Annotated in this window: 16 protein-coding genes; 5 read left to right on the plus strand and 11 right to left on the minus strand. The window is 69.7% G+C overall.

Annotated elements, in window-relative coordinates; translation table 11 throughout:
- Positions 1 to 149: 149 nt before the first annotated feature.
- A complete protein-coding gene (locus ACFHYQ_RS03625; RefSeq protein WP_394299579.1) occupies positions 150 to 686 on the minus strand; it encodes a hypothetical protein in 537 nt (178 codons plus the stop codon).
- Between the two features lie 247 nt (positions 687 to 933).
- Between ACFHYQ_RS03625 and ACFHYQ_RS03630 the strand changes: the two genes are divergently transcribed.
- Both ACFHYQ_RS03630 and ACFHYQ_RS03635 read left to right on the plus strand, forming a co-directional pair.
- Positions 934 to 2,277, plus strand: coding sequence for an FAD-dependent oxidoreductase (locus tag ACFHYQ_RS03630; RefSeq protein ID WP_394299580.1), 1,344 nt, complete (start codon positions 934 to 936; stop codon positions 2,275 to 2,277).
- Between the two features lie 33 nt (positions 2,278 to 2,310).
- The gene (locus ACFHYQ_RS03635; RefSeq protein WP_394299581.1) at positions 2,311 to 3,489 is read left to right on the plus strand and encodes a DUF6986 family protein; all 1,179 of its coding nucleotides are present in this window, start codon (positions 2,311 to 2,313) and stop codon (positions 3,487 to 3,489) included.
- Between the two features lie 44 nt (positions 3,490 to 3,533).
- On the opposite strand, the gene ACFHYQ_RS03640 is transcribed toward ACFHYQ_RS03635, so the two are convergent.
- The 3 genes from ACFHYQ_RS03640 to ACFHYQ_RS03650 all read right to left on the minus strand — a co-directional run bounded on the left by ACFHYQ_RS03640 (position 3,534) and on the right by ACFHYQ_RS03650 (position 5,914).
- Entirely contained in the window at positions 3,534 to 4,229 is a 696-nt protein-coding gene (locus ACFHYQ_RS03640; RefSeq protein WP_394299582.1) for a copper homeostasis protein CutC, read from the minus strand.
- 73 nt (positions 4,230 to 4,302) lie between these two features.
- Positions 4,303 to 4,950: a GNAT family N-acetyltransferase gene (locus ACFHYQ_RS03645; RefSeq protein WP_394299583.1), complete on the minus strand. Its 648-nt coding sequence runs from the start codon at positions 4,948 to 4,950 to the stop codon at positions 4,303 to 4,305.
- Between the two features lie 193 nt (positions 4,951 to 5,143).
- The gene (locus tag ACFHYQ_RS03650) at positions 5,144 to 5,914 is read right to left on the minus strand and encodes a GntR family transcriptional regulator (RefSeq protein ID WP_394299584.1); all 771 of its coding nucleotides are present in this window, start codon (positions 5,912 to 5,914) and stop codon (positions 5,144 to 5,146) included.
- Positions 5,915 to 6,220: 306 nt separating this feature from the next.
- Between ACFHYQ_RS03650 and ACFHYQ_RS03655 the strand changes: the two genes are divergently transcribed.
- Entirely contained in the window at positions 6,221 to 6,976 is a 756-nt protein-coding gene (locus ACFHYQ_RS03655) for an SDR family oxidoreductase (RefSeq protein ID WP_394299585.1), read from the plus strand.
- Here ACFHYQ_RS03655 and ACFHYQ_RS03660 read toward each other — a convergent pair.
- From ACFHYQ_RS03660 to ACFHYQ_RS03670, 3 genes are all read right to left on the minus strand, one after another.
- Complete coding sequence (locus ACFHYQ_RS03660; protein WP_394299586.1) at positions 6,966 to 7,844, minus strand: ATP-grasp domain-containing protein; 879 nt, start codon at positions 7,842 to 7,844, stop codon at positions 6,966 to 6,968. The genes ACFHYQ_RS03655 and ACFHYQ_RS03660 overlap by 11 nt on opposite strands.
- Before the next feature lie 50 nt (positions 7,845 to 7,894).
- Positions 7,895 to 9,424: a glycoside hydrolase family 3 protein gene (locus ACFHYQ_RS03665; protein WP_394299587.1), complete on the minus strand. Its 1,530-nt coding sequence runs from the start codon at positions 9,422 to 9,424 to the stop codon at positions 7,895 to 7,897.
- A gap of 84 nt (positions 9,425 to 9,508) precedes the next feature.
- Positions 9,509 to 10,885: an alkaline phosphatase D family protein gene (locus ACFHYQ_RS03670; RefSeq protein WP_394299588.1), complete on the minus strand. Its 1,377-nt coding sequence runs from the start codon at positions 10,883 to 10,885 to the stop codon at positions 9,509 to 9,511.
- A 156-nt stretch (positions 10,886 to 11,041) separates the two neighbouring features.
- Here ACFHYQ_RS03670 and ACFHYQ_RS03675 point away from each other — a divergent pair, with 156 nt between their 5' ends.
- Together ACFHYQ_RS03675 and ACFHYQ_RS03680 are read left to right on the plus strand one after the other, a co-directional pair.
- The gene (locus ACFHYQ_RS03675) at positions 11,042 to 11,728 is read left to right on the plus strand and encodes a TetR/AcrR family transcriptional regulator (RefSeq protein WP_394299589.1); all 687 of its coding nucleotides are present in this window, start codon (positions 11,042 to 11,044) and stop codon (positions 11,726 to 11,728) included.
- Positions 11,725 to 12,408, plus strand: coding sequence for a DNA alkylation repair protein (locus ACFHYQ_RS03680; protein WP_394299590.1), 684 nt, complete (start codon positions 11,725 to 11,727; stop codon positions 12,406 to 12,408). Before ACFHYQ_RS03675 ends, ACFHYQ_RS03680 begins: the two co-directional genes overlap by 4 nt.
- Positions 12,409 to 12,521: 113 nt before the next feature.
- Here the strand turns inward: ACFHYQ_RS03680 and ACFHYQ_RS03685 are convergent, their stop codons facing one another.
- From ACFHYQ_RS03685 to ACFHYQ_RS03700, 4 genes are all read right to left on the minus strand, one after another.
- Positions 12,522 to 13,079: a hypothetical protein gene (locus ACFHYQ_RS03685; protein ID WP_394299591.1), complete on the minus strand. Its 558-nt coding sequence runs from the start codon at positions 13,077 to 13,079 to the stop codon at positions 12,522 to 12,524.
- A gap of 586 nt (positions 13,080 to 13,665) precedes the next feature.
- A complete protein-coding gene (locus ACFHYQ_RS03690) occupies positions 13,666 to 15,795 on the minus strand; it encodes a protein kinase domain-containing protein (protein ID WP_394299592.1) in 2,130 nt (709 codons plus the stop codon).
- Positions 15,796 to 16,318: 523 nt separating this feature from the next.
- The gene (locus tag ACFHYQ_RS03695) at positions 16,319 to 17,161 is read right to left on the minus strand and encodes a GNAT family N-acetyltransferase (protein WP_394299661.1); all 843 of its coding nucleotides are present in this window, start codon (positions 17,159 to 17,161) and stop codon (positions 16,319 to 16,321) included.
- A gap of 98 nt (positions 17,162 to 17,259) precedes the next feature.
- Positions 17,260 to 19,017 (minus strand): alpha/beta hydrolase, encoded by a 1,758-nt coding sequence (locus ACFHYQ_RS03700; RefSeq protein WP_394299593.1) that lies wholly within the window; start codon positions 19,015 to 19,017, stop codon positions 17,260 to 17,262.
- Positions 19,018 to 19,162: the final 145 nt, after the last annotated feature.

Here is a 19,162-nt window from a genome sequence, read left to right on the forward strand (position 1 = left end):
CACGTCCGTGGCCAGCAGCACGGCCAGTAGGCCCGCGACGGCGCGTACGAACCACTAGCAGTGTAATACGGATGTCAAATAACTGGCCCGATGGACGCCCGGAATGGTAAAGCCGCTCCCCCGAGGGTCATGGCGCGGTAGCCGTACGATCAACCGCCGAGCAGTTCCTCCCAGCACCGCCGGGAACCGCCGCGTCGCGCCTCTCCCCCGGCCCTGTCCGCCGTGACTCCGGCGAGCGTCGCGGACAACCGCCACCGGCCCGGGCGAGCGCGCAGGCGGTCCATGCCCACCGGGTCGACGGCCAGCAGCACGAAGCTCGCGCCGGTGACGTCCAGCGACGCCGTCGAAGCCGTGGCCGGCCCGGTCGGTCCGGCGAGGGGGACCGCGGCCTCAGGCCCGCGGATCCGGTCGACGAGCAGCGCGGCGACCTCGGCCGCGTGCGGCCCGTCGCGCCACTCGACATGCCAGCAATGATCGGCCCCCCGCCGCCAGGTGAGATCGCGGCAGGCCTCCAGCATCTCCGCCTCGTCTGCCAGCGCGGCCAGCACCCGGCCGAGCGCCTCATATCGCCGGGCGTCGGGCGGACGGACTCCGTCCCGCGCCCCCTCACCCCGACATCGGCGATCGGCCTCGCAGTGCCGGGCCGGCGCCATACCGTCATCCCGTGCCCCGTGCGGTCCCCTCATGTCTGGGAGAGTCCCACCGCCGCGCCGCCGCGTCCCCGGGTTTCCCCCTCCTTTAGATCGTGTTTCAAAAGTCATTCCCGCTGTGCCCGGCCCAGAGGGCGACTCACGCTCGCGACGGACAGCACGTTTGAAGCACTCCCCAGCCTCATGGCCCACAGACATGAACTGGTCCCACTGACCGAGCGCCGCGTTGCCCTGGCAGGGTGACGGCCCGATGATGAAGAATCACTCGTAGGACGCCCGGTATATGGAGGCTATGGTGGCACTGCGCGTCGCGATCGTCGGATCGGGTCCTGCCGGGATCTACACGGCAGAAGCCCTGATCAAGCAGTGCCCCGAGCCGGTCGAGGTGGACGTCCTGGAGCGGCTGCCCACACCGTACGGACTCGTCAGGTACGGCGTCGCGCCCGACCACACCTCCATCAAGTCGATCGCGGACTACCTACGGCGGGTCCTGGAGACACCGGGGGTGCGCTTCCTCGGCGGGATCGAGCTGGGCTCGGACGTCTCGGTCGACGATCTGATGGCGTGCTACGACGCGGTCGTCTACTGTACCGGGGCGATGATCGACCGGCACCTGGGGATCCCGGGCGAGGATCTGCCGGGCAGCGTCGCCGCCACCGACTTCGTCAACTGGTACTGCGGGCATCCCGACGTCCCTCCGGAGGCGTTCTCCCTCGACACCGAGGATGTCGTCGTCATCGGGGTGGGCAACGTCGCGGTGGACGTCGTGCGCATCATGGCGAAGACGGCCGACGAGCTGCGCCGCACCGACGTGCCGGAGGACGTGCTCGCCCGGCTGGCGGCCTCGCGCGTCCGGCGAATTCACATGATCGGCCGCCGCGGCCCGAAGCATGCCAAGTTCACCCTGAAGGAGCTGCGGGAACTCGGCGAGCTACCGAGCGCGGACGTGCTGACGCTGCCCGGTGAGGTCAAGGTCGAGCCCGAGGACCTCGCCTCGCTCTCGCGGCAGGTCAGAGGGAACGTGGACGTGCTGCGGTCGTGGTCGGAGCGGGTGCCCGCCGGACGGCAGCGGCGGCTGGACCTGCGCTTCTGGCTGCGCCCGGTGGAGATTTTGGGCGGTTCGCGGGTCGAGGGCGTCCGCCTGGAGCGGACCCGCCTGGAGGGCGGCCGTGTGGTCGGCACCGGCGAGTTCGAGACGATCCCGGCCGGGATGGTCGTGCGGTCGGTCGGATATCAGAGCGTGGCGCTCGCCGGGGTGCCCTTCGACACGGCCTCGATGACCGTGCCCAACATCGCCGGGAAGATCTCGGACCGCCAGTACGTCGCGGGATGGCTGAAGCGCGGCCCGACCGGCGTCATCGGGACCAACAAGTCCGACGCCGCCGAGACCGTGCGCGGTCTGCTCGCCGAGACCGTTCCCGGTACGGCGCGCCTGAGGCTCGACGACGTCCTGGACGCCCGTGGCGTCGTCCCTGTGACGTATCAGGACTGGCTCGCCATCGAGGCCGCCGAGGCCGGCCTCGCAACGGCACTCGATCGCGGCGCCCGGGTCAAGCTCGTCGGCCGGGGCGCCATGCTGGCGGCCTGTGGTCGCATCGCCCAGCCCGCGCCGCAGTCCCCGTCCTGACCATGATCGAAACGAGATCGATATGAGATCGACATGGAGACGACCCTGACAGGATTGGACGGACCGCTGACCGGGTTCGCCGAGACGCACCGGGAGCAGACCGAGCGGTTTCCCGTACGGGAACCCGCCTGGCAGCCGGTGCATACCGTCTATGTCCCCGCCGACAAGGTGACGGCGGCCACCGTGTCCGAGTGGCGGCACGCGGCGACCGACCTCCTGCACCGGCACCTGTTCACTCCCGCCGACCTGGCCGCGCTGTTCGAATGCGATCCCGACCTGGCGCAGCCCGTACACGATCGAGTCCGCCGGAAGCTGTCGGTCGAGCCGATCGAGGACCTGCGGATCGACTTCGAGGACGGATACGGGCAGCGCCCGCCGGAGGAGGAGGACGGGCACGCCGAAAGCGCGGCGGCGGCCGTGGCCGCGATGCGCGAGGCGGGCACGCTGCCCCGGCGGTGGGGTCTACGGGTCAAGTCGTTCGCCGACGGTGATCCGCACCGGTCGATCCGTACGCTTGACGGCTTCCTCAACACGGTGATCAGGCGGGCCGGCGAGTTGCCGCCGGGGTTCACGGTCACCTTCCCGAAGGTGCTCATGGAGGCCTACCTCGGGCAGTTCGCCCGATGCCTGGCGGCCCTGGAGGCGTCGTTGCCGCTCGAACCCGGCACGCTGCGGTTCGAGATGCAGGTGGAGGCCCCGCAGACGGTGCTGCTGCTGCAGCGGTCAGCCGACCTGGTGCCCTCCCTCGGCGGGCGGCTGGCCGCCGCGCACTTCGGGGTGTTCGACTACACCGCCTCCCTCGGGTTGCCGCCGCACGAACAGCGGCTCGACCATCCCGTGTGCGACCACGCCCGTCACGTGATGCAGACGGCGCTGGCCGGCTCCGGCGTGGAACTCTGCGACGGCTCGCTCGCCGCCGCACCGGCCTCGGACTCGGCCGCCGACGTGCGGGCGCTACTGCGCAGGCACGCCACGCTCGTCAGGCACTCGCTGTCCCACGGCTTCTATCAGGGCTGGGACATGCATCCGTCCCATCTCATCAGCCGCTTCGCCACCGTCTACGCGTTCCACCTCGCCCGCTACGAGGACTACGTCGAGCGGGTACACGCCTGGGAGGAGCGTACCCGGGCGGCGGGCGGCGTCCTGGACGAACCCGCCACGGTGAAGACCCTCGTCGCCGCGCTGGCCCGGGCCGATCGAGCCCTCGGCTGAGCGGCGTTTCGGTGGCCGCGCCGCCTCATCACTCCTGATCGACGTCACTCCTGATCGACGAGGCGGCGCCAGTCGCGCACGCGCGCGGCGTCGACGGGACCGCTCCACCGATCCGGAGGTGAACCGGGGTCCCGTACGGCACTGCCGACGTGGAAGGCCTGGACGCCGTAGTCGAGCAGCACGGGCACGTGCTCCTTCCTGAGGCCTCCCCCGGCCAGCACCAGCGGCCCGTCCCCGGCCTCGGCACGGCCGCGCAACACGCCCAGGCCGGTGCCGACGCCCTGTGCCGAGCCCGCCGTGAGCACGGTGGCGAGGTTCGGCAGCAGCCGTACGGCACGCCAGGCCGCCCGCACGTCGGCGGCGTGGTCCACCGCCCGGTGGAAGGTCCACGGAAGCGGGGCCACCGCGTGGATCAGCGCCTCGGTCGCCGCCAGGTCCACCGAACCGTCCGCCGTCAGGAACCCGAAGACGAAACCGCCCGCGCCCGCCTGCGCCAGTTCCCTGACGTTCCGGCGCAGCCGGTCCAGTTCCTCCGGGGTCACGGCGAAGCCGGCGTTCGACCGCAGCATGACCATCTGCGGCAGCCTGCACTCCTTCGCGATGGCCGCGACGGTCTCCGCCGAGGGGGTGAGCCCGCCGGAGCTCATATCCGACACGATCTCCAGGCGGTCCGCGCCACCCGCCTCGGCGGCGACGGCGTCGCGCACGTCCAGCGCGATCACTTCAAGGAGCTTGGTCATAGTTCGAACAGTATCGAGTCCATTTGCGGCGCCATATGGCATCCGCTGACATCCGTTCCCGTTCGAGGCTCAACTAGCTTCTTGTGGCGATTGTTGTCGTCAATGAGCCGCGATGCGCCGGGCCGTGCTCAGCGGCCCGGCGCAGGAGCGGACCCACGCCCGCGCGCGGGGCGGGCACGCCCGAAGCCCGGCGCTCGAACAACGCTCCCGATGCCCGATGCGGCAGGTCGACCGTGCGCACGTGCCGGAATCCGGCGTCACGGTAGTACGCCTGCAACCGCGCGTTGTCCTTGGCGCAGTCGAGCCGCAGCAACCGGCGGCCGAGGGTGCCGGCGCGCAGTGCGCCCCAATCGAGCAGGGCCTCGCCCAGCCCCTCGCCCGCGTGAGCCCGGCTCACTGCGAGCTTGTGGACGTACAGCGCGTCAGCGGGATGGTCGACGGACAGCCAGAACTCGGGATCGGCGTGGCCGTCCAGCGCCATCGTGGCCGCCAGGGCGCCGGTGACGGCGTCGTCGTCCAGGACGTACATCGCCCCGGCTCCGATGAGCGGTTCGATCCGTCCGGCGGGGAAGCCCTCCGCCGGCCACTGCCGTACGCCGAGCGAGTTCAGCCAGCGGGCCGTCTCGGCCAGCAGCCCGAGCACGGCCCGCAGGTCATCCGGCGTGGCACGGCGGGGAGTGAGCGTGAGCCTGGCAGGCAGACTCAGAGTGTTCGCGCGCATGGCGAAGTCCTTTCGATGCTGTGGGATGCGTTGCGATCACAGAGGGTGACGAGGGTGCGGCGCGGCGACCCGCTCATGGCGGCGGAACAGCGGGGAGGGCCCCTCGGGCGAGAGAGACGTGACGGGGCCGGCGCGCCGTACGCGAGCCGCGCCGTCGAAGCCATCGACGGCGGGAAGTTGCGGGCTCGGTCGTTTACGGCCGAGAAGCCGGCCGACGTTCCAGCTCGTATCGGATCAGGTGCTTGTCGGCCGGGAGCACCGACACCGCGACCCGTACCGGCGTGTCCTCCCCGTCGTAGCCCACCCGGACATGGACGACGACGGGCGTGCCGGGCTCCAGGCGCAGTCGCGGCGTCTCGTCCGAGGTCGGCATCCGCGCCGAGATGTCGTCGACGACCCTCGTCTGCGGGTGGCCGAGCTCCTCCAGGACCCGGTTCGCTCCGCGGGTGATGTTCCCGGGCCTGGCGATCTCCGAATCCGTCACCAGGTCGAGGGGGAAATACGAGTCATTGGTGTTGTACGGCTGACCGTCCACGAACCGCAGGCGGCGCCGGACGACGGCGAGGCCCCCGTCGGCGAGGGCGAGCCGCGTGGCGACGTCCTCGGGCGGTTCGACGATGGACACCTCGATGTTCTGGTCGGGGTTGCGGCCCTCCGACGTGACCGCGTGCACGAACGAGTCGAGGCGGCGATCGACGTCCTGGTCGCGGGACGGGAACTCGTCCTGAGGGCGCATCAGCAGAGGACGACGCTCCCGTACGAACGTTCCACGGCGACGCATCCGCAGGATGAGGCCCTCGTTCTCCAGCTCGCCCAGGGCCAGTCTCACGGTGTTGCGGCTGACGCCGTGTGCCTCCATGAGGTCGGTCTCGGTCGGGATCTGGTCGCCTGGCGCGAGTTCGCCGGTGTAGATGGCCCGCCGCACCTCGGCGGCCACCTGCTGGTAGAGCGACGACCGTGCCATCTTTCCTCAATCCCACCTTTTGTTCCAACAAATCTAGACGATCTCCCTGAAAGGGGGAACAACCCCTTGACCAGAGCGCGCGGGACCGCGATTATCCAAACGTTGGTACAAATCCATCCATTGGGTATGTCCATCGATCCCCCCTGCTGACCGGGGCTTCGACCTCAACCCTCGCCGAGGTCGAAGCCCCCAGCCGGGGCGGGTGCGTCCTGGCGGGTCCCCCACACCCGCCAGGACGCCTTTCATTCACGTCCGCCCCAGCCCACGCCTCCGTACGGGAACCGACTGATCGGTATGCTTCCGGGTATGACCCTGTTCTCTGTGGTCGGCAAGACCGTGGTCGTCACGGGCGGCTCGCGCGGCATCGGCAAGATGATCGCCAGGGGGTTCCGGGACGCGGGCGCGACCGTCTACATCTCCTCTCGGAAGAAGGACGAACTGGAGGCCACCGCCGCCGAACTGGGCTGCCACGCCGTCCAGGCGGACCTGTCGACGACGGAGGGGATCGAGACCCTGGTCGAGGCCGTGTCGGCCCGGGAGAGCCGGCTCGACGTGCTCGTCAACAACGCGGGAGCGAGTTGGGGCGCGCCGCTCGATGAATATCCCGAGCACGCCTTCGACAAGGTCTGGAACATCAACGTCAAGGGCGTGTTCTTCCTGACGCGGCGGTTTCTGCCCCTGCTGCGCGCCGCCGCTTCGGCCGACGACCCCGCCCGCGTCATCAACGTGGGCTCCGTGGACGGCATCCGCGTCTCCGCGATGGAGCACTACGCCTACTCGGCTTCAAAGGCGGGGGTGCACATGCTGACCCGGCATCTGGCCCACCGGCTCGCCCGCGAATCGATCACGGTGAACGCCATCGCGCCCGGGCCGTTCGAGTCGAAGATGATGGCATTCGTGCTGGACGATCCCGCGATGCGCGGCGCCGTCGAGAGCCAGATCCCGCTGGGCCGCATCGGCCGGCCCGATGACATGGCCGGAGCGGCCGTCTTCCTCGCCTCCCGTGCGGGCGCATACCTCACCGGCACTGTCATCCCCGTCGACGGCGGCCTCACCGCCTGAGTAGCTCGACCAGAGCCTGCGCGAACATGTCGGGGGCCGCGAGCTCGTACCGGAGGAAGAGGTACGGCTCGACGACTTCGAGCTCCATGAGCACCGGCTCGCCGTCCGGCATCCGGACCAGGTCGACCCGGGCGTAGAGAAGGTCCGCCGGCACCTCTCCTGGGAAGCGGCGCGCGCACTGATCCAGAACGCGCTCGGCGAGGGCGAACTGGTCGTCGTCCGGATCTCGCAGCGTCGCCCGGTCCTCGGTCGTGAGCTCGGCGTCCGACAGCATCGGGTGGCGTCGGACGGCGTGGCTGAACTGCCCGCCGAAGTACAGCAGCGAGAGCTCGCCCTCGTGCTCCACGGTTCGGAGGTATGGCTGGATCATGACCGTCCGGCCCTCGTCGAGGAGCCCGGCCGCGTGCTTCTCGGCCGCCACCCGGTCGACGGTCCGCAGCGCGCCGCGCGCCCCGGCCGAGACCGCCGGCTTGACCACGTACTCGTCCCAGTCCGGGAACCCGCCCTCGGACGAACCCTTCTCGGAGAACCGGGCACCGGGTGAGCCCCAGCACGTGGGCACGATCGGCACCCCGAGGTCTCTGAGGTAGGTCTTGTCGGTGTTCCACTCGATCACCGAAGCGGGATTGAACAGCCTCGTCGCCGTCCCGGCCCGGCCAGCCCAGGCGACGAAATCGTCCCTGCTGTCGATGTAGTCCCAGGTCGATCGGATGACGGCCGCGTCGAACGACGACCAGTCGACGCGCGGGTCGTCCCACGCCGCCGGTGAGCCCTCGATGCCGGCGCCGTACCAGGCCGCCAGGACGATCTCTCGCTCGTCGTCATGGCCGGCCACCGGATGATCTGTGGTGACGTACGCGACCTTCATCGTGCTCCCTCCGTTACCAGGTGCGAACCCATGCTACGGAGACGCACCGCTCACCCGGGAACCACTCCGGTCAGCGCCTCGGCGGCCGCCTGGCCACAGACCCGGGCCGAGCCGTGGGTGGCGATGTGGGCCACGCCGAGGTCGGTGCGGCCGGGCAGGCCCATCTCGACGACGACGCCGTCCGGCCGGGCGGCGAGCAGCCGCTCCACCAGGCCGAGCTGCCAGAGATGACGATGGGCGTCCCGTACGACCAGCACGAGCGGCCGGTCGGCGGCCTGATCGAGCACCGCATCCGACATGTCGCCGCCCGGCCCGGCGACGTCGGGCTCGGTCAGGCGGGTGACCGTGGTGCCCGGCAGCAGCTTGCTCAGCGGCTCACCGGCCCCCCACGGCATGCCCTTGTCGATCGCCAGATTGGTCTCCGGCGCCAGCTCCACCACGTGCGGGGCCGCCGTCAGCGGGAGCACGGCCTCGGCTCCCGGCCGGCGAGTGATCCGTACGGCACGGCGCGCGGCCGCCAGGCCGATCTCCACCGTGGTGTCCCCCTCCCCGGAAACCGTCGGGGCGTCCCAGGCGGTGCGGTCCGCGAGCCAGGCGGCGAGTGCCCGCACCCGGGCCGCCGCCTCGGCGAGCCGATCCTCCGGCAACGCGCCCCCGGCGACCGCGTCGACGATCGCCTCGCGGATGCGGTCCAGGGTGGCCTCGTCGGCGTTCTCCCCGCCCACGCAGACCGCGTCCGCCCCGGCCGCGACGGCGAGCGCACTCGCGCCGCCGATGCCGTACGCCCCCGACACCGCGGCCATTTCGATGCCGTCGGTGACGATGAGGCCGTCGAAGCCTAGCTCGGTGCGCAGCAGGCCGGTGAGGATGCGCGGGCTGAGCGTGGCCGGCCGCTCGGCGTCGTAGGCGGTGACGAGCAGGTGGCCGGTCATGACGCAGCGCACGCCCTCACGGATCGCGGCCCGGAACGGCCACAGCTCGACTTCGGCGAGCTCCTCCCGGGAGACCCCGACCCTCGGCACCCCGTGGTGGGAGTCGACCGACGTGTCGCCGTGACCGGGGAAGTGCTTGGCGCAGGCGGCCACTCCGGTGGACTGCAGACCGCGGATCCATGCCGCCGTATGTCTCGCCACCAGCATCGGGTCCGCGCCGAACGAGCGCAGGCCGATCACCGGGTTGTCGGGGTTGGAGTTGACGTCGGCGGCCGGGGCGAAGTCCAGGTTGATCCCGGCGTCGTGCAGGTCCCGCCCGATGTCGCGGGCCACCCGCTCGGTCAGTTCCTCGTCGTCGACCACGCCGAGCGCGTAGTTTCCCGGCCGCGAACTCCCCGTGCGCGCTTCCAGGCGGGTCACCTCCCCGGCCTCCTCGTCGATGCCGATGAGAATGTCGGGGCTCTCCGCGCGCAGGGCCGCGGTGAGCCCGCCGAGCTGGGCCGGGGTGGCGATGTTCCGGGAGAAGAGCACGACCCCCGCGAGTCCGTCGCCGAGCCGGCGCCGCACCCAGTCGGGAGCCGTGGTGCCCTCGAAACCGGGCAGGATGACCGTGTCCGCCAGACGGAGCAGATCCGGGCTTCGCTTCATGCTGCGCCCATGAGGGAGTGTTGAGGCATGCCCGCAATCTAATAGGAAAGTTTCCTATTTGCTAGCCCGCCGAACGCCGGAATCTCACAGGTCGGCCCGGCGTAACCGGTTCTTCTCGACCGTGAAAACGGCGGCCGTGGACACCGATGCGCCCGGCCGGTCCACGTGGCCGACCACTCGGTAGTCGGCGCGGAAGTCGTCCATGCTCGCCCTGCAGGAGACGTACCCCCGGTGGCCGTCGAAGAACTCGATGTGCGGATTGGCGGCGAGGATCGCCTTCGCGTCGGTGTCGGGCGGCATGCTGGTGACCGACGTGCCGACGAACTCGACGCCGAGCGGCGCCGACGCCGGATCGGACCAGTCGGCGCGCAAATCGCAGGCCCAGTTGTTGTGCACGTCGCCGCCCAGCACCACCAGCCCGTCCGGGGCGTTCGCGAGGACACGGGCCCGGGAGTCGGGAAAGCCGTCCCAGGCGTCGGCGCTCAGCGTCCCGTTCGGAAATCTCCGCTGGGCGAAGAACACGGCCTGCGCGAGCACCTTCCACCGGGCCGTCGCGCCCTTCAACCGGCTGATCAGCCACTCTTCCTGCTCACGGCCGAGCATGTCCCGGCCGCTGCGGTACTGCCTGGTGTCGGCGAGCATGAAGTCGATCACCCGCCCGTACGGCCGCCAGCGGTAGTTGCGCAGATCCGGCCCCGTCGGGCGCACCCGCAGCGGCAGATGCTCGTAGTACGCCTGGAAGGCGGCGGCCCGGCGCTTGAGGAAGGCCGACGGGCTGCTGCCGTTTCCCGGCAGCCCCCCGGCCCAGTTGTCCCGCACCTCGTGATCGTCTGGCAGCGCGAGCCACGGCGCGGCGGCGTGCGCCGCCTGGAGGTCGGGGTCCATGTGATAGCGCGCGTAGCGCCTGCGGTAGGCGGCCAGCGTGGTGCACTCGGCCGCCGACTCCAGCGGACGTACGTAGCGGCCGGGGCGGGGCTGCTTCGGCTTGCCGTACTCGTAAATGTAGTCGCCGAGGTGGAGCACCACGTCGGGCCGCTCGTCGGCGAGATGGCGCAGCGCCGTGAAATAGCCGTGCTCGTAGCGCTGACATGACGCGAAGCAGAAATGGACGGGGTCGGTGGAGTCCGGCGCCGGGGCCGTCTTGGTACGGCCGACGGGGCTGACGTGGTCGTCGACGGAGAACCGGTAGAAGTACTCCGTGCCCGGTCGCAGCCCGGCGACCCTGACGTGGAGACTGTGCGCCCATTCCGGCTGGGCCGCCGCGGTTCCGGTCTGGACGACGCGGGCGAACGCACGATCCTCGGCGAGTTGCCATCGCACGGTCACGGTCCGATCGGGCATGCCGCCCGGCCGCTTCGCGTCCAGCGGATCGGGAGCCAGCCGGGTCCACAGGACCACACCATCGGGTAACGGTTCCCCCGAAGCGACTCCGAGCGTAAATGGATAACCAGATTTGGCCATGTTTCAGATCCTGCCGCAGGCAAACCGACGGCGGTCGTGGCTGCGGGGCCGTGAAACCGGAGGTTCGGGGAGGCGATCGCGCGGGAATGCGGATCGTAGCTGGTCAGGACGGGAGAATGCCGGAATTTTGAGCGAGCCCTTGCTTGAGAGCCCATAATGGAGCCCGTGAGCCAGCGAAAGAACTCAGGCGCCACCTCCGCTACGACGCGGGCGAGGCGAGCGGTCGCCAACGGCGCGGGCGCGTCAGAACGCCGCGATCACCTCGTGAAACTCGCCGCCGAGCTCTTCGCACGAAAAGGCTTCCAGGCCACCACGGTCCGGGAGATCGCCCTGGAGGCCGGCATCCTCTCGGGAAGTCTCTACCATCACTTCGATTCCAAAGAAACCATCGTCGACGAGGTTCTCCGTACCTTCCTCGACGACGTGACCGCCCGCTACCGGGCAGTGCTGAGCGGCGACGGCGATCCCCGGTCGGTCCTTTCGGAGATGGTGCGGATCGGATTCGGATCCCTGGACGCGCACCGCGCGGCCATCACGGTGATGCAGAACGACTGGAGCTACCTGCGGTCACTGCCCGACGACCGCTTCGGCTACCTGGATCGGGCCGAGGACGAGGTCGAGCGCATGTGGGTGGAGCAGATCCAGCGCGGCCAGGCCGTGGGACAGTTCCGTTCCGACGTGGATCCCAAACTCACCTACCGGATGATCCGCGACACGGTCTGGGTCACCGCACGGTGGTTCCGCCCCGACGGTCACCTGGACACGGGCGCCCTCGCCGACCACTTCGTCAAGGTAGTTTTCGACGGCCTCGCCTCCGGCGACGAGACCGGCGGATCACGATGACGACGCTTGTCGAGGAGGTACGGCTCGCGCTGACCGAGGTGGCAGACCCCTCGCGCGCCCCGGCCATGGCCGCCTACATGAAATCGGTCATGCCGTTTCTCGGTGTGACGTCCGTGCCACGCCGGAACGCCCTGCGACGGGTCTTCCGGGAGCATCGCCTGGAATCGGCGCCCGAGTGGCGCAGGGCCGTACTCTCGCTGTGGCGGGAGGCCGAGTACCGCGAGGAGCGGTACGCCGCGATCGAGCTCGCCGCCCACCGTTACTACCAGTCGTGGCAGACGCTCTACACAGTGCCGATGTACGAGGAAATGATCGTCACGGGCGCCTGGTGGGACGTGGTCGACGACATTGCCGTGCACCGGGTCGGCACGTTGCTGGAGCGCTATCCCGACGCGATGCGCCCGCTCATGCTGGAGTGGGCGGGCGACGCCGACATGTGGAAGCGGCGCGCCTCGATCCTGTGTCAGAACGCGTTCAAGAAGCGCACGGATCTCGGCCTGCTGTACGCGTGCATCGAGCCGAATCTGTCGGACACCGAGTTCTTCATCCGCAAGGCCATCGGCTGGGCGCTTCGCGAGTACGCCAAGACCGACCCGGACGAGGTCGTCCGCTATGTGAACCACCAGGGCATCAGCGGCCTGAGCCGGCGCGAGGCGCTGCGCAACGTGCCCGTCTCCTGACCCGGGGAGACGCCCACGGTCCTCCCCGGCGCGCCCTTGCGGGCGGCCGGGAAGGACCGCTGCGACCTGATGGTCAGCTCAGGTGCCGGGAAAAGCGGCAGGCCATACCCTGCTCAGAAGCGGCCGAGCCCCTCGCCGAACCGCGGGAACCCGTTGATCGGCAGAGTCGGCTGGATCACCCGCTGCTGGACCGGCTGGACCGCGACCGGCTCGATCACGCGCTCACGCTGGACCGGCTGGACCACCCGCTGCTGGACCGGCTGCACGAGCACAGGCTGGTTCACCCCACGGTTCTGCTGGAGCGGGTGCTCGTTGATGTTCCGGTTGTTGTCGTACGAGTTGTTGCCACCGAACATCGCGTGGTTGTTCCACCAGTTGTTGAGGAACTGCTTGTCGTCCCGGTTGTCCTTCTGCTGGAACCCGAGCACGACGTCCTTCACGGCCATGCCGAGCGCTTCGCGACCGTTGCGGTTGTCGGCCCTGCCCAGCTGGTTCCACCAGTTGTTCTGCGGATAGAACCAGTGGTTGTTGTGCATGTAGTCGTTGTTGTTGTTGATGAGGCGGTTGTTGTCCGGGCCCGTGCTGGCCCCGGCGGCGGTGGCCCCCAGGGCCACGATGCCACCGGCGAGCGCGGTGCCGAGCGCCAGCCCTGCGATAACCTTCGCGAACATCGTCATATTGTTCCCCCGTTCTGTGATTTTTCCCGAGACATCAATCCCGAATATATGGATGAATGCCCTCGCAATCTATTGTCGGTTACCTTTCCTGTGCATGTTGATTTCCAGTCGGATGCGACCATAAACAGCCACCTGCAGCTTTTAGGCTGGCATTATCGCTTTATAGATGCCTTCATGCAATAAACACCCCTATTGTAGTAATATGTCCGTTTCATCCACGCGGACAAATCGGACCGGCGTCGGCCGCGAAGACATCTGTGGGGCATCTCACACCGGCGACCCGGAATCGGGACATATGCCGACTAAATAGCATGAATATGGAGCAAAGAACCCGAGGCCGGTCACCGGCCCCGGGTCGAATGGTCCGTGTGGGGACTGCCGAACGGTCAGCGGGGACTTCGCCAGAGGGAACGGGGAGCTCCGATGGCCGCGTCGTCGGCCTCGAGGTCAAGGCCAGCAGTTCCCCCGGCAGCGAGGCGTCGAAGCATCTGCGCTGGTTGAAGGATCGACTGGGTGATCGGATGCTCGCCGGAGCCGTCCTGCATCTGGGAACCTTCGCCGGCTCCCATGGCGGCGGCATCTACTCCATGCCCGTCTCGTCCCTCTGGGGCCACGCCGGGCCCTGGCCAGGCTCCGACACCTCACGCTGATCAGTCATCTCGGGCTCTGGGGAGGCCGTCGGCGGAGGGGCGTCGTGGGGGCACGGGCGCCCTTTCGCCACCACGTCGGCAGAGGCCGTCGCACCCCCCGGTGAGGTGGTGACCGTGGCGGTCCTGACATCCTCGAAACCGCACTCCGGCTGCTCGAACGACACCTTGAACGACGTCGTGTAGTCCGTCGATCCGGACAGCCTCCTCGTCGCTTCACGCCTGACGGCGGCGGTTCGCCCCTCGTACGTCAGCCGCTGCCTGAAGGCGATCGTGAGATCCACCGGGGCCGTCGTGTCCGTGGCCGTCACCCGTACGGTGGCCTCCGTGCCGTCCCAGGAGTCGATGGAGACGGACGGGCAGGGCGCACTCGTCACCTTCATCAGCCTGGCCCTGGTCCCGCCCGCCGCCCGCGGCATCGTCCTGGCCGTCACCCGCCGGAAGACGGTGGTGCCGCAGGCCGGTGGCGGGAAGCCGTACCGGACGGTCTGCTCGTAGGAGGTCGCACCACGCAGGGGGATGGTCCGGCGCGGGCCGGGGGCCAGCCGACCGGGGGAGGAACCCTCGGCGAACCGGACCATGAGCAGTGCTCGCCCGCTGCTGATGGTCCGCACGCCGATCGTCGCCGAATCGCCGTCGAATTCGGTTATGTCGAGCGCCGTCACCTTCAGGGGTGGCGTCGTCGGCGCGGTGGTCTGCTCATCAGAAGGCTCGATAGTGGGGCCGCCGGTCGGCCCGCTGGTCGTGTCGGGATCAATAGGCCACCCGAAGATCGGCTGTCCGGCCGCGGAACCGCGCTGCGCCATTTTGGCCGGGGCCAGTTGGGCGGGGGCCGTTTCGGTCGGGTGCGAGTCGGGCATCGTGCGGGACAGCACCGGGGAGGGCACGGACGGCCTGGGTGAGGACACGCCCGGGCCCGGCGACGGTTGCACGATTCGGCTGTGCGGCGGCGGGCTGAGTCTGTTCGGCTGGGTGAACATCCGGGCGGAGGGAATGCCCCGATCCGCCGCGACGATCGCCACGAGCACCAACGCCGACAGCACGGCCGCGCCGATCGTGAACCGGGGCCCCGAGCGGACCTCGGCGAGCGACCCCCGACGCGACAGCCGCCGGCGAAGCGACACCCGGGCGAACGGGGTCGCGGTGTACGCCGTCCGGGCGATCGAGGTGCTCACCTCGATCGGCTCGGCCGGGGTCGCCAGTGGGAACGCCAGCGCCAGCAGGGTGGCCAGTTCGGCGAGGCGGCGGCGGCCGCGCTGCTCCCAGTCGGATCCGTACGCCCCGGCCGCCGCGGCCTCCAGTTCGGTGAGGAACGCCCGGGCGCCGGCCGGCCGGTCGGCCGGGTTCTTGGCCAGTCCCCGCGCCATGAGGCGGCGTACCGGGGCCGGCGCGTCGACGACCGGGATCGGCGCACTCCGGTGCTGGTGGCGCAGCGCTGTCGGGTGCTCGGCCCGGTACGGCTTCCGCCCAGTGAGGCATTCGAAGAACACGCAGGTGGCTGCGTAGACGTCGGCGGCCGGGCCGGAGGGCCCGCAGTCCCACTGCTCCGGTGCCATGTAGGGCGGTGTCCCGGCGGGCATGCCGGGCTCTCCGCTCGGCGTGGCTATCCCGAAGTCCGAGAGCTTGCTGGTCCCGTCGGCCTGGACCAGCACGTTCTCCGGTTTGTAGTCCCGGTGCACGATGCCCGCGGCGTGTGCGGCCGTCAGACCTTTGAGCGACCCCTTCAGCACCGCGAGTGCCGCCTCCGGGCCGGTAGGTCCGTGCTGGGCGAGGATCGCGCGCAAAGAGACTCCGTCGATGAGCTCCATGACGATCGCCGCGCCGTCGCGGGCCTCGACGTATTCGTAGAGCCGCACGATGGCGGGGTCGTCGAGCTCCACCATGATCCGGGCTTCCTGACGGAGCCCGGCCAGAAACAGGGGGTCGCCCCTCAGCTCGTCACGCAGATATTTGACGGCGACATAGGCCCCGGTGGCGGTGTAGGTCGCGAGCACCACCCTGCCGGTGCCGCCCGTCGCCAACTCGCGCACTTCCCGGTATCCCGGGACCGACCAGGCGTCCATGACCCCGCCCCCTCGGATAGCCCCTGAACCAAGGTCCCATCCGAAAGGCCGACTGTCACCGGAGCATTAGTGTCACTCGCAGGTTGTACTCCCGTCCCTGCCCGTTGCGGCGCTTCGTCCACCCAGGACCCTGGCGTGGGCGGCCTTCGACCGGGGTGTGGGCAGCCGAGAAGCTCGCGGCGGATGAATAACGTCCCGAATAACCGCCCCATACAGTCACAATTGCGGGCGTAAACGCACTTGATCTGACATATCGCACTCTGAGACGGAATGAGGTGATGGCCGCACTCCGGTTCCGGGCGGGATAGCTGTTTCTGGCCTTTACGGTGGGTCGCGGTCCGGTCACACTTGGAACGTTCGATTATCAGGCAACGGAGCAGGAGGGAGTACGACATGGTTCCAGGCTGCGGACAGTGCTCGTGTAGCTTGGAGGAACGGCCCCCGCGCTGGCAGATCACCATCGAGACGTAAGAAAACGGCCCGGTCGAACCGGGCCGTTCCCCACATCCCACCCGGGACGTGTTCAGAACAGGACAGACATGAAGGTGTCGACGTCCCGGAAGCCGACCTTCCGGTAGGCGGCCCGGGCGGGCAGGTTGTAGTCGTTGACATAAAGGGTGACGAGCGGGGCGAAGTAACCGAGCGCCTGCTCCACGACGGCCGCCATGCCGGTCACCGCGTGACCGCGCCCCCTGAGTTCGGGATCCACCCACACACCCTGGATCTGGCAGGCCTGCGGGGTGACCGCGCCGATCTCCGCCTTGAACACCACCCGCCCGTCCTCGATCCTGGCGTAGGACCGGCCGATGCGGATCAGTTCGGCGACCCTCGACCGGTAGAGCGCGCCGCCGTCCCCGCTGTCCGGGGAGATACCGACCTCCTCGGTGAACATCGCCACGCAGGCCGGCAGCAGGATGCCGAACTGTTCGGGGCGGACCCTCCGTACGAGCGGGTCCGGCTCAACGGGCGGCAGCGACCTGGTCACCATGACCGGCTGCGACCTCCTGATCGCGCGGGCCGGGCCCCAGTGCGGTTCCAGCCGCTCCCATAGCCGCTCGACCGCCTCCGCCGGACCGACGATCGACGAGCAGCGCCGTCCCTGCTTGCGCGCGCGGTCGGCGAACGCGTGCAGGGCCTCGGGTGTGGCGTTGACGGGGACCAGGTTGGCTCCGGCATAGCACAGGGACACGAGCCCGCCGCGCGGGCCGAACCCCCACATCTGGCCGCCGAGCCGCGAGGTGTTGAGCCCCACGGCCCTGACCCGGGAGGCGACGAATACGTTGGCGACCGGGTCCGTGTCGAGGAGCGCCAGCACCTCGTCGCGATCGCTGTCGTCGAGCACGCGCGACGCCGATGTACGCAGCATCACGGGCCAAGCCTACGCGACCATGTTGTTTTTGGAAGTCGGGGACTGTTCGCGAGGCGCCGTCCGCCCGCAGCGGGAGATGACTCGTGAAGCCCTCCCTAACGGCGTGCCGGCCGCACCAGGTCGTGCCTCGGTGTCCTGAGCAGGTCCCGGTGATCCCGTACGGCCCCCGGCGCCGCTTTGCGTGCCGCCGCTTTGCCTGCCGCCGATTTCCGTGCCGTCGGCCGTGGGCCGGGCTGGGCCGGGCAGGTCGCGTCGGCGCCGCGTACGCCCCGGCGCTGCGGCAGCAGGGCCGCGTCCCGCAGATATGCGGCGAGTTGCCGGTCGACGCAGGGGTTCCCGGCCAGCGACACACCATGGTTGCCCCCGCCCACCTCGGTGAGCAGCCGGGCCGTCGGGAAGCGGCCGCGCATGCGCAGGGCGCCCGCGTACGGCGTGGCCGCGTCACGCTCGGCCTGAATCAGCAGCACCGGCGGCAGTCGGTCGGCCCCGATCTTCACCGGGGTGCCGCCGCGCACCGGCCAGAAGGCGCAGGGCGCGTTGTAGACGGCGTTCTGCCAGGCCATGAACGGTGCCTTCGCGTGCATCTTCACCGTGTCCGCGTGCCAGCGGGACCAGTCACGCGGCCAGGCCGCGTCGCGGCACTCGACTCCCAGATAGACGGCATAGGAGTTCTCCTCCTCGGCGTCCACCTCGGCCTGGTCGTGGAAGAGTTTGACGAGGCCGGTCGTGTCCCCCCTGCGCACGTAGGCGGAGAACGCTTCGGCGAGAGCCGGCCAGAGCAGGTTCGAGTAGCCGCCCGAGGTGTAGATGTCGTCCAGTTCGCTGGGGCCGACGATCCCCCCGGCCGGCCGCTCCCGCAGGCGTGACCGCATCGAGGACCACGCGAACTCCACCGCCCTTTCGGTACGGCCCAGCCGGTAGGCGTCGTGGTGCTCCGCCATCCAGGCAAGGAAGTCGCGCTGGCGGCGATCGAAGCTGCGGTCCTGGGCGAGGTTCACGTCATACCAGACGCCCTCGGGGTCGACCACGCTGTCCAGCACGAGCCGGCGTACCCGCTTGGGGAACAACGTGGCGTAGACGGCACCGAGATAGGTGCCGTACGAGTAGCCCAGGTAGCTGATCTTCTCCTCGCCCAGGGCCGCGCGGATCATGTCCATGTCCCGCGCCGTGTTCTCGGTCGTGAGGTACGGCAGGAACCACGACCAACGGTTGCCGCACGCCTCGGCGTACTGCCTGGCCCGGGCGACCAGCACGTCCTCCTCGGCCTTGCCGCGCGGCACGTTGTCCGGGCGCGGCGGGGCGTAGTAGTGCTTGGGATTCACGCAGGCGATGGCCGGCCGGCTGGCGCCGACTCCGCGCGGGTCGAACCCGATCACGTCGAACCTCGCGGCGATGTCCCGGGGCAGTTGGGACGCGACGAACCTGGCCAGCTCCAACCCCGAGCCGCCCGGACCCCCGGGATTGACCAGCAGCGAGCCGAGGTGGTTGCCGTCCCTGGAGACCGAGCCTCTGATCCGGTTCAACGCGATCGTTATCTGCTGGCCGTACGGCTCGGCGTAGTCGAGCGGCACCCGGACCGTCCCGCACTCCTCTCCCTGCGCCCGGTTCCTGCTCGGCTTGGCGGGCAGCACGGGGCCGAGGGCGGCGCCGAGCTTCGACGACAGTCCCGAACGCTCACAGGGACCCCAGGTGATCCCCTGCCGTCCCCGCCAGGGCGCCGGGTGGGACGCGTCCGGGAGAACCCGCGCTCCGGCGGCGCCGATCGCCCAGACAGGGCCTACCGGGCCGACCGGCCCGACCAATCCGGTGACCAGCACCGTCACACCCGCGAACACTCCGACGACCCGCTTCACCGGCCACGCTCCCTCTGCTCTCAAACGGCAGAGGACAGCTTCCCGGACGTGATCGCAGGGCTACCGCCCACACTACCCGATCATTGCCATTTCGTAGTCACTCCATTGCGGAGTGTAATGGAGTGAGTGGCTTACGACGATCAGG

This window comes from Sphaerimonospora cavernae (assembly GCF_042435035.1).
In the GTDB taxonomy this organism is placed as follows: Bacteria; Actinomycetota; Actinomycetes; order Streptosporangiales; family Streptosporangiaceae; genus Sphaerimonospora; species Sphaerimonospora cavernae.

What these genes read in the sequence shown, in the direction of transcription:
- ACFHYQ_RS03625 (WP_394299579.1), bottom strand. Translation starts at nt 686, where the DNA reads ATGAGGGGACCGCACGGGGCACGGGATGACGGTATGGCGCCGGCCCGG.
- ACFHYQ_RS03630 (WP_394299580.1), top strand. Translation starts at nt 934, where the DNA reads ATGGAGGCTATGGTGGCACTGCGCGTCGCGATCGTCGGATCGGGTCCT.
- ACFHYQ_RS03635 (WP_394299581.1), top strand. Translation starts at nt 2,311, where the DNA reads ATGGAGACGACCCTGACAGGATTGGACGGACCGCTGACCGGGTTCGCC.
- ACFHYQ_RS03640 (WP_394299582.1), bottom strand. Translation starts at nt 4,229, where the DNA reads ATGACCAAGCTCCTTGAAGTGATCGCGCTGGACGTGCGCGACGCCGTC.
- ACFHYQ_RS03645 (WP_394299583.1), bottom strand. Translation starts at nt 4,950, where the DNA reads ATGCGCGCGAACACTCTGAGTCTGCCTGCCAGGCTCACGCTCACTCCC.
- ACFHYQ_RS03650 (WP_394299584.1), bottom strand. Translation starts at nt 5,914, where the DNA reads ATGGCACGGTCGTCGCTCTACCAGCAGGTGGCCGCCGAGGTGCGGCGG.
- ACFHYQ_RS03655 (WP_394299585.1), top strand. Translation starts at nt 6,221, where the DNA reads ATGACCCTGTTCTCTGTGGTCGGCAAGACCGTGGTCGTCACGGGCGGC.
- ACFHYQ_RS03660 (WP_394299586.1), bottom strand. Translation starts at nt 7,844, where the DNA reads ATGAAGGTCGCGTACGTCACCACAGATCATCCGGTGGCCGGCCATGAC.
- ACFHYQ_RS03665 (WP_394299587.1), bottom strand. Translation starts at nt 9,424, where the DNA reads ATGAAGCGAAGCCCGGATCTGCTCCGTCTGGCGGACACGGTCATCCTG.
- ACFHYQ_RS03670 (WP_394299588.1), bottom strand. Translation starts at nt 10,885, where the DNA reads ATGGCCAAATCTGGTTATCCATTTACGCTCGGAGTCGCTTCGGGGGAA.
- ACFHYQ_RS03675 (WP_394299589.1), top strand. Translation starts at nt 11,042, where the DNA reads ATGGAGCCCGTGAGCCAGCGAAAGAACTCAGGCGCCACCTCCGCTACG.
- ACFHYQ_RS03680 (WP_394299590.1), top strand. Translation starts at nt 11,725, where the DNA reads ATGACGACGCTTGTCGAGGAGGTACGGCTCGCGCTGACCGAGGTGGCA.
- ACFHYQ_RS03685 (WP_394299591.1), bottom strand. Translation starts at nt 13,079, where the DNA reads ATGTTCGCGAAGGTTATCGCAGGGCTGGCGCTCGGCACCGCGCTCGCC.
- ACFHYQ_RS03690 (WP_394299592.1), bottom strand. Translation starts at nt 15,795, where the DNA reads ATGGACGCCTGGTCGGTCCCGGGATACCGGGAAGTGCGCGAGTTGGCG.
- ACFHYQ_RS03695 (WP_394299661.1), bottom strand. Translation starts at nt 17,161, where the DNA reads ATGCTGCGTACATCGGCGTCGCGCGTGCTCGACGACAGCGATCGCGAC.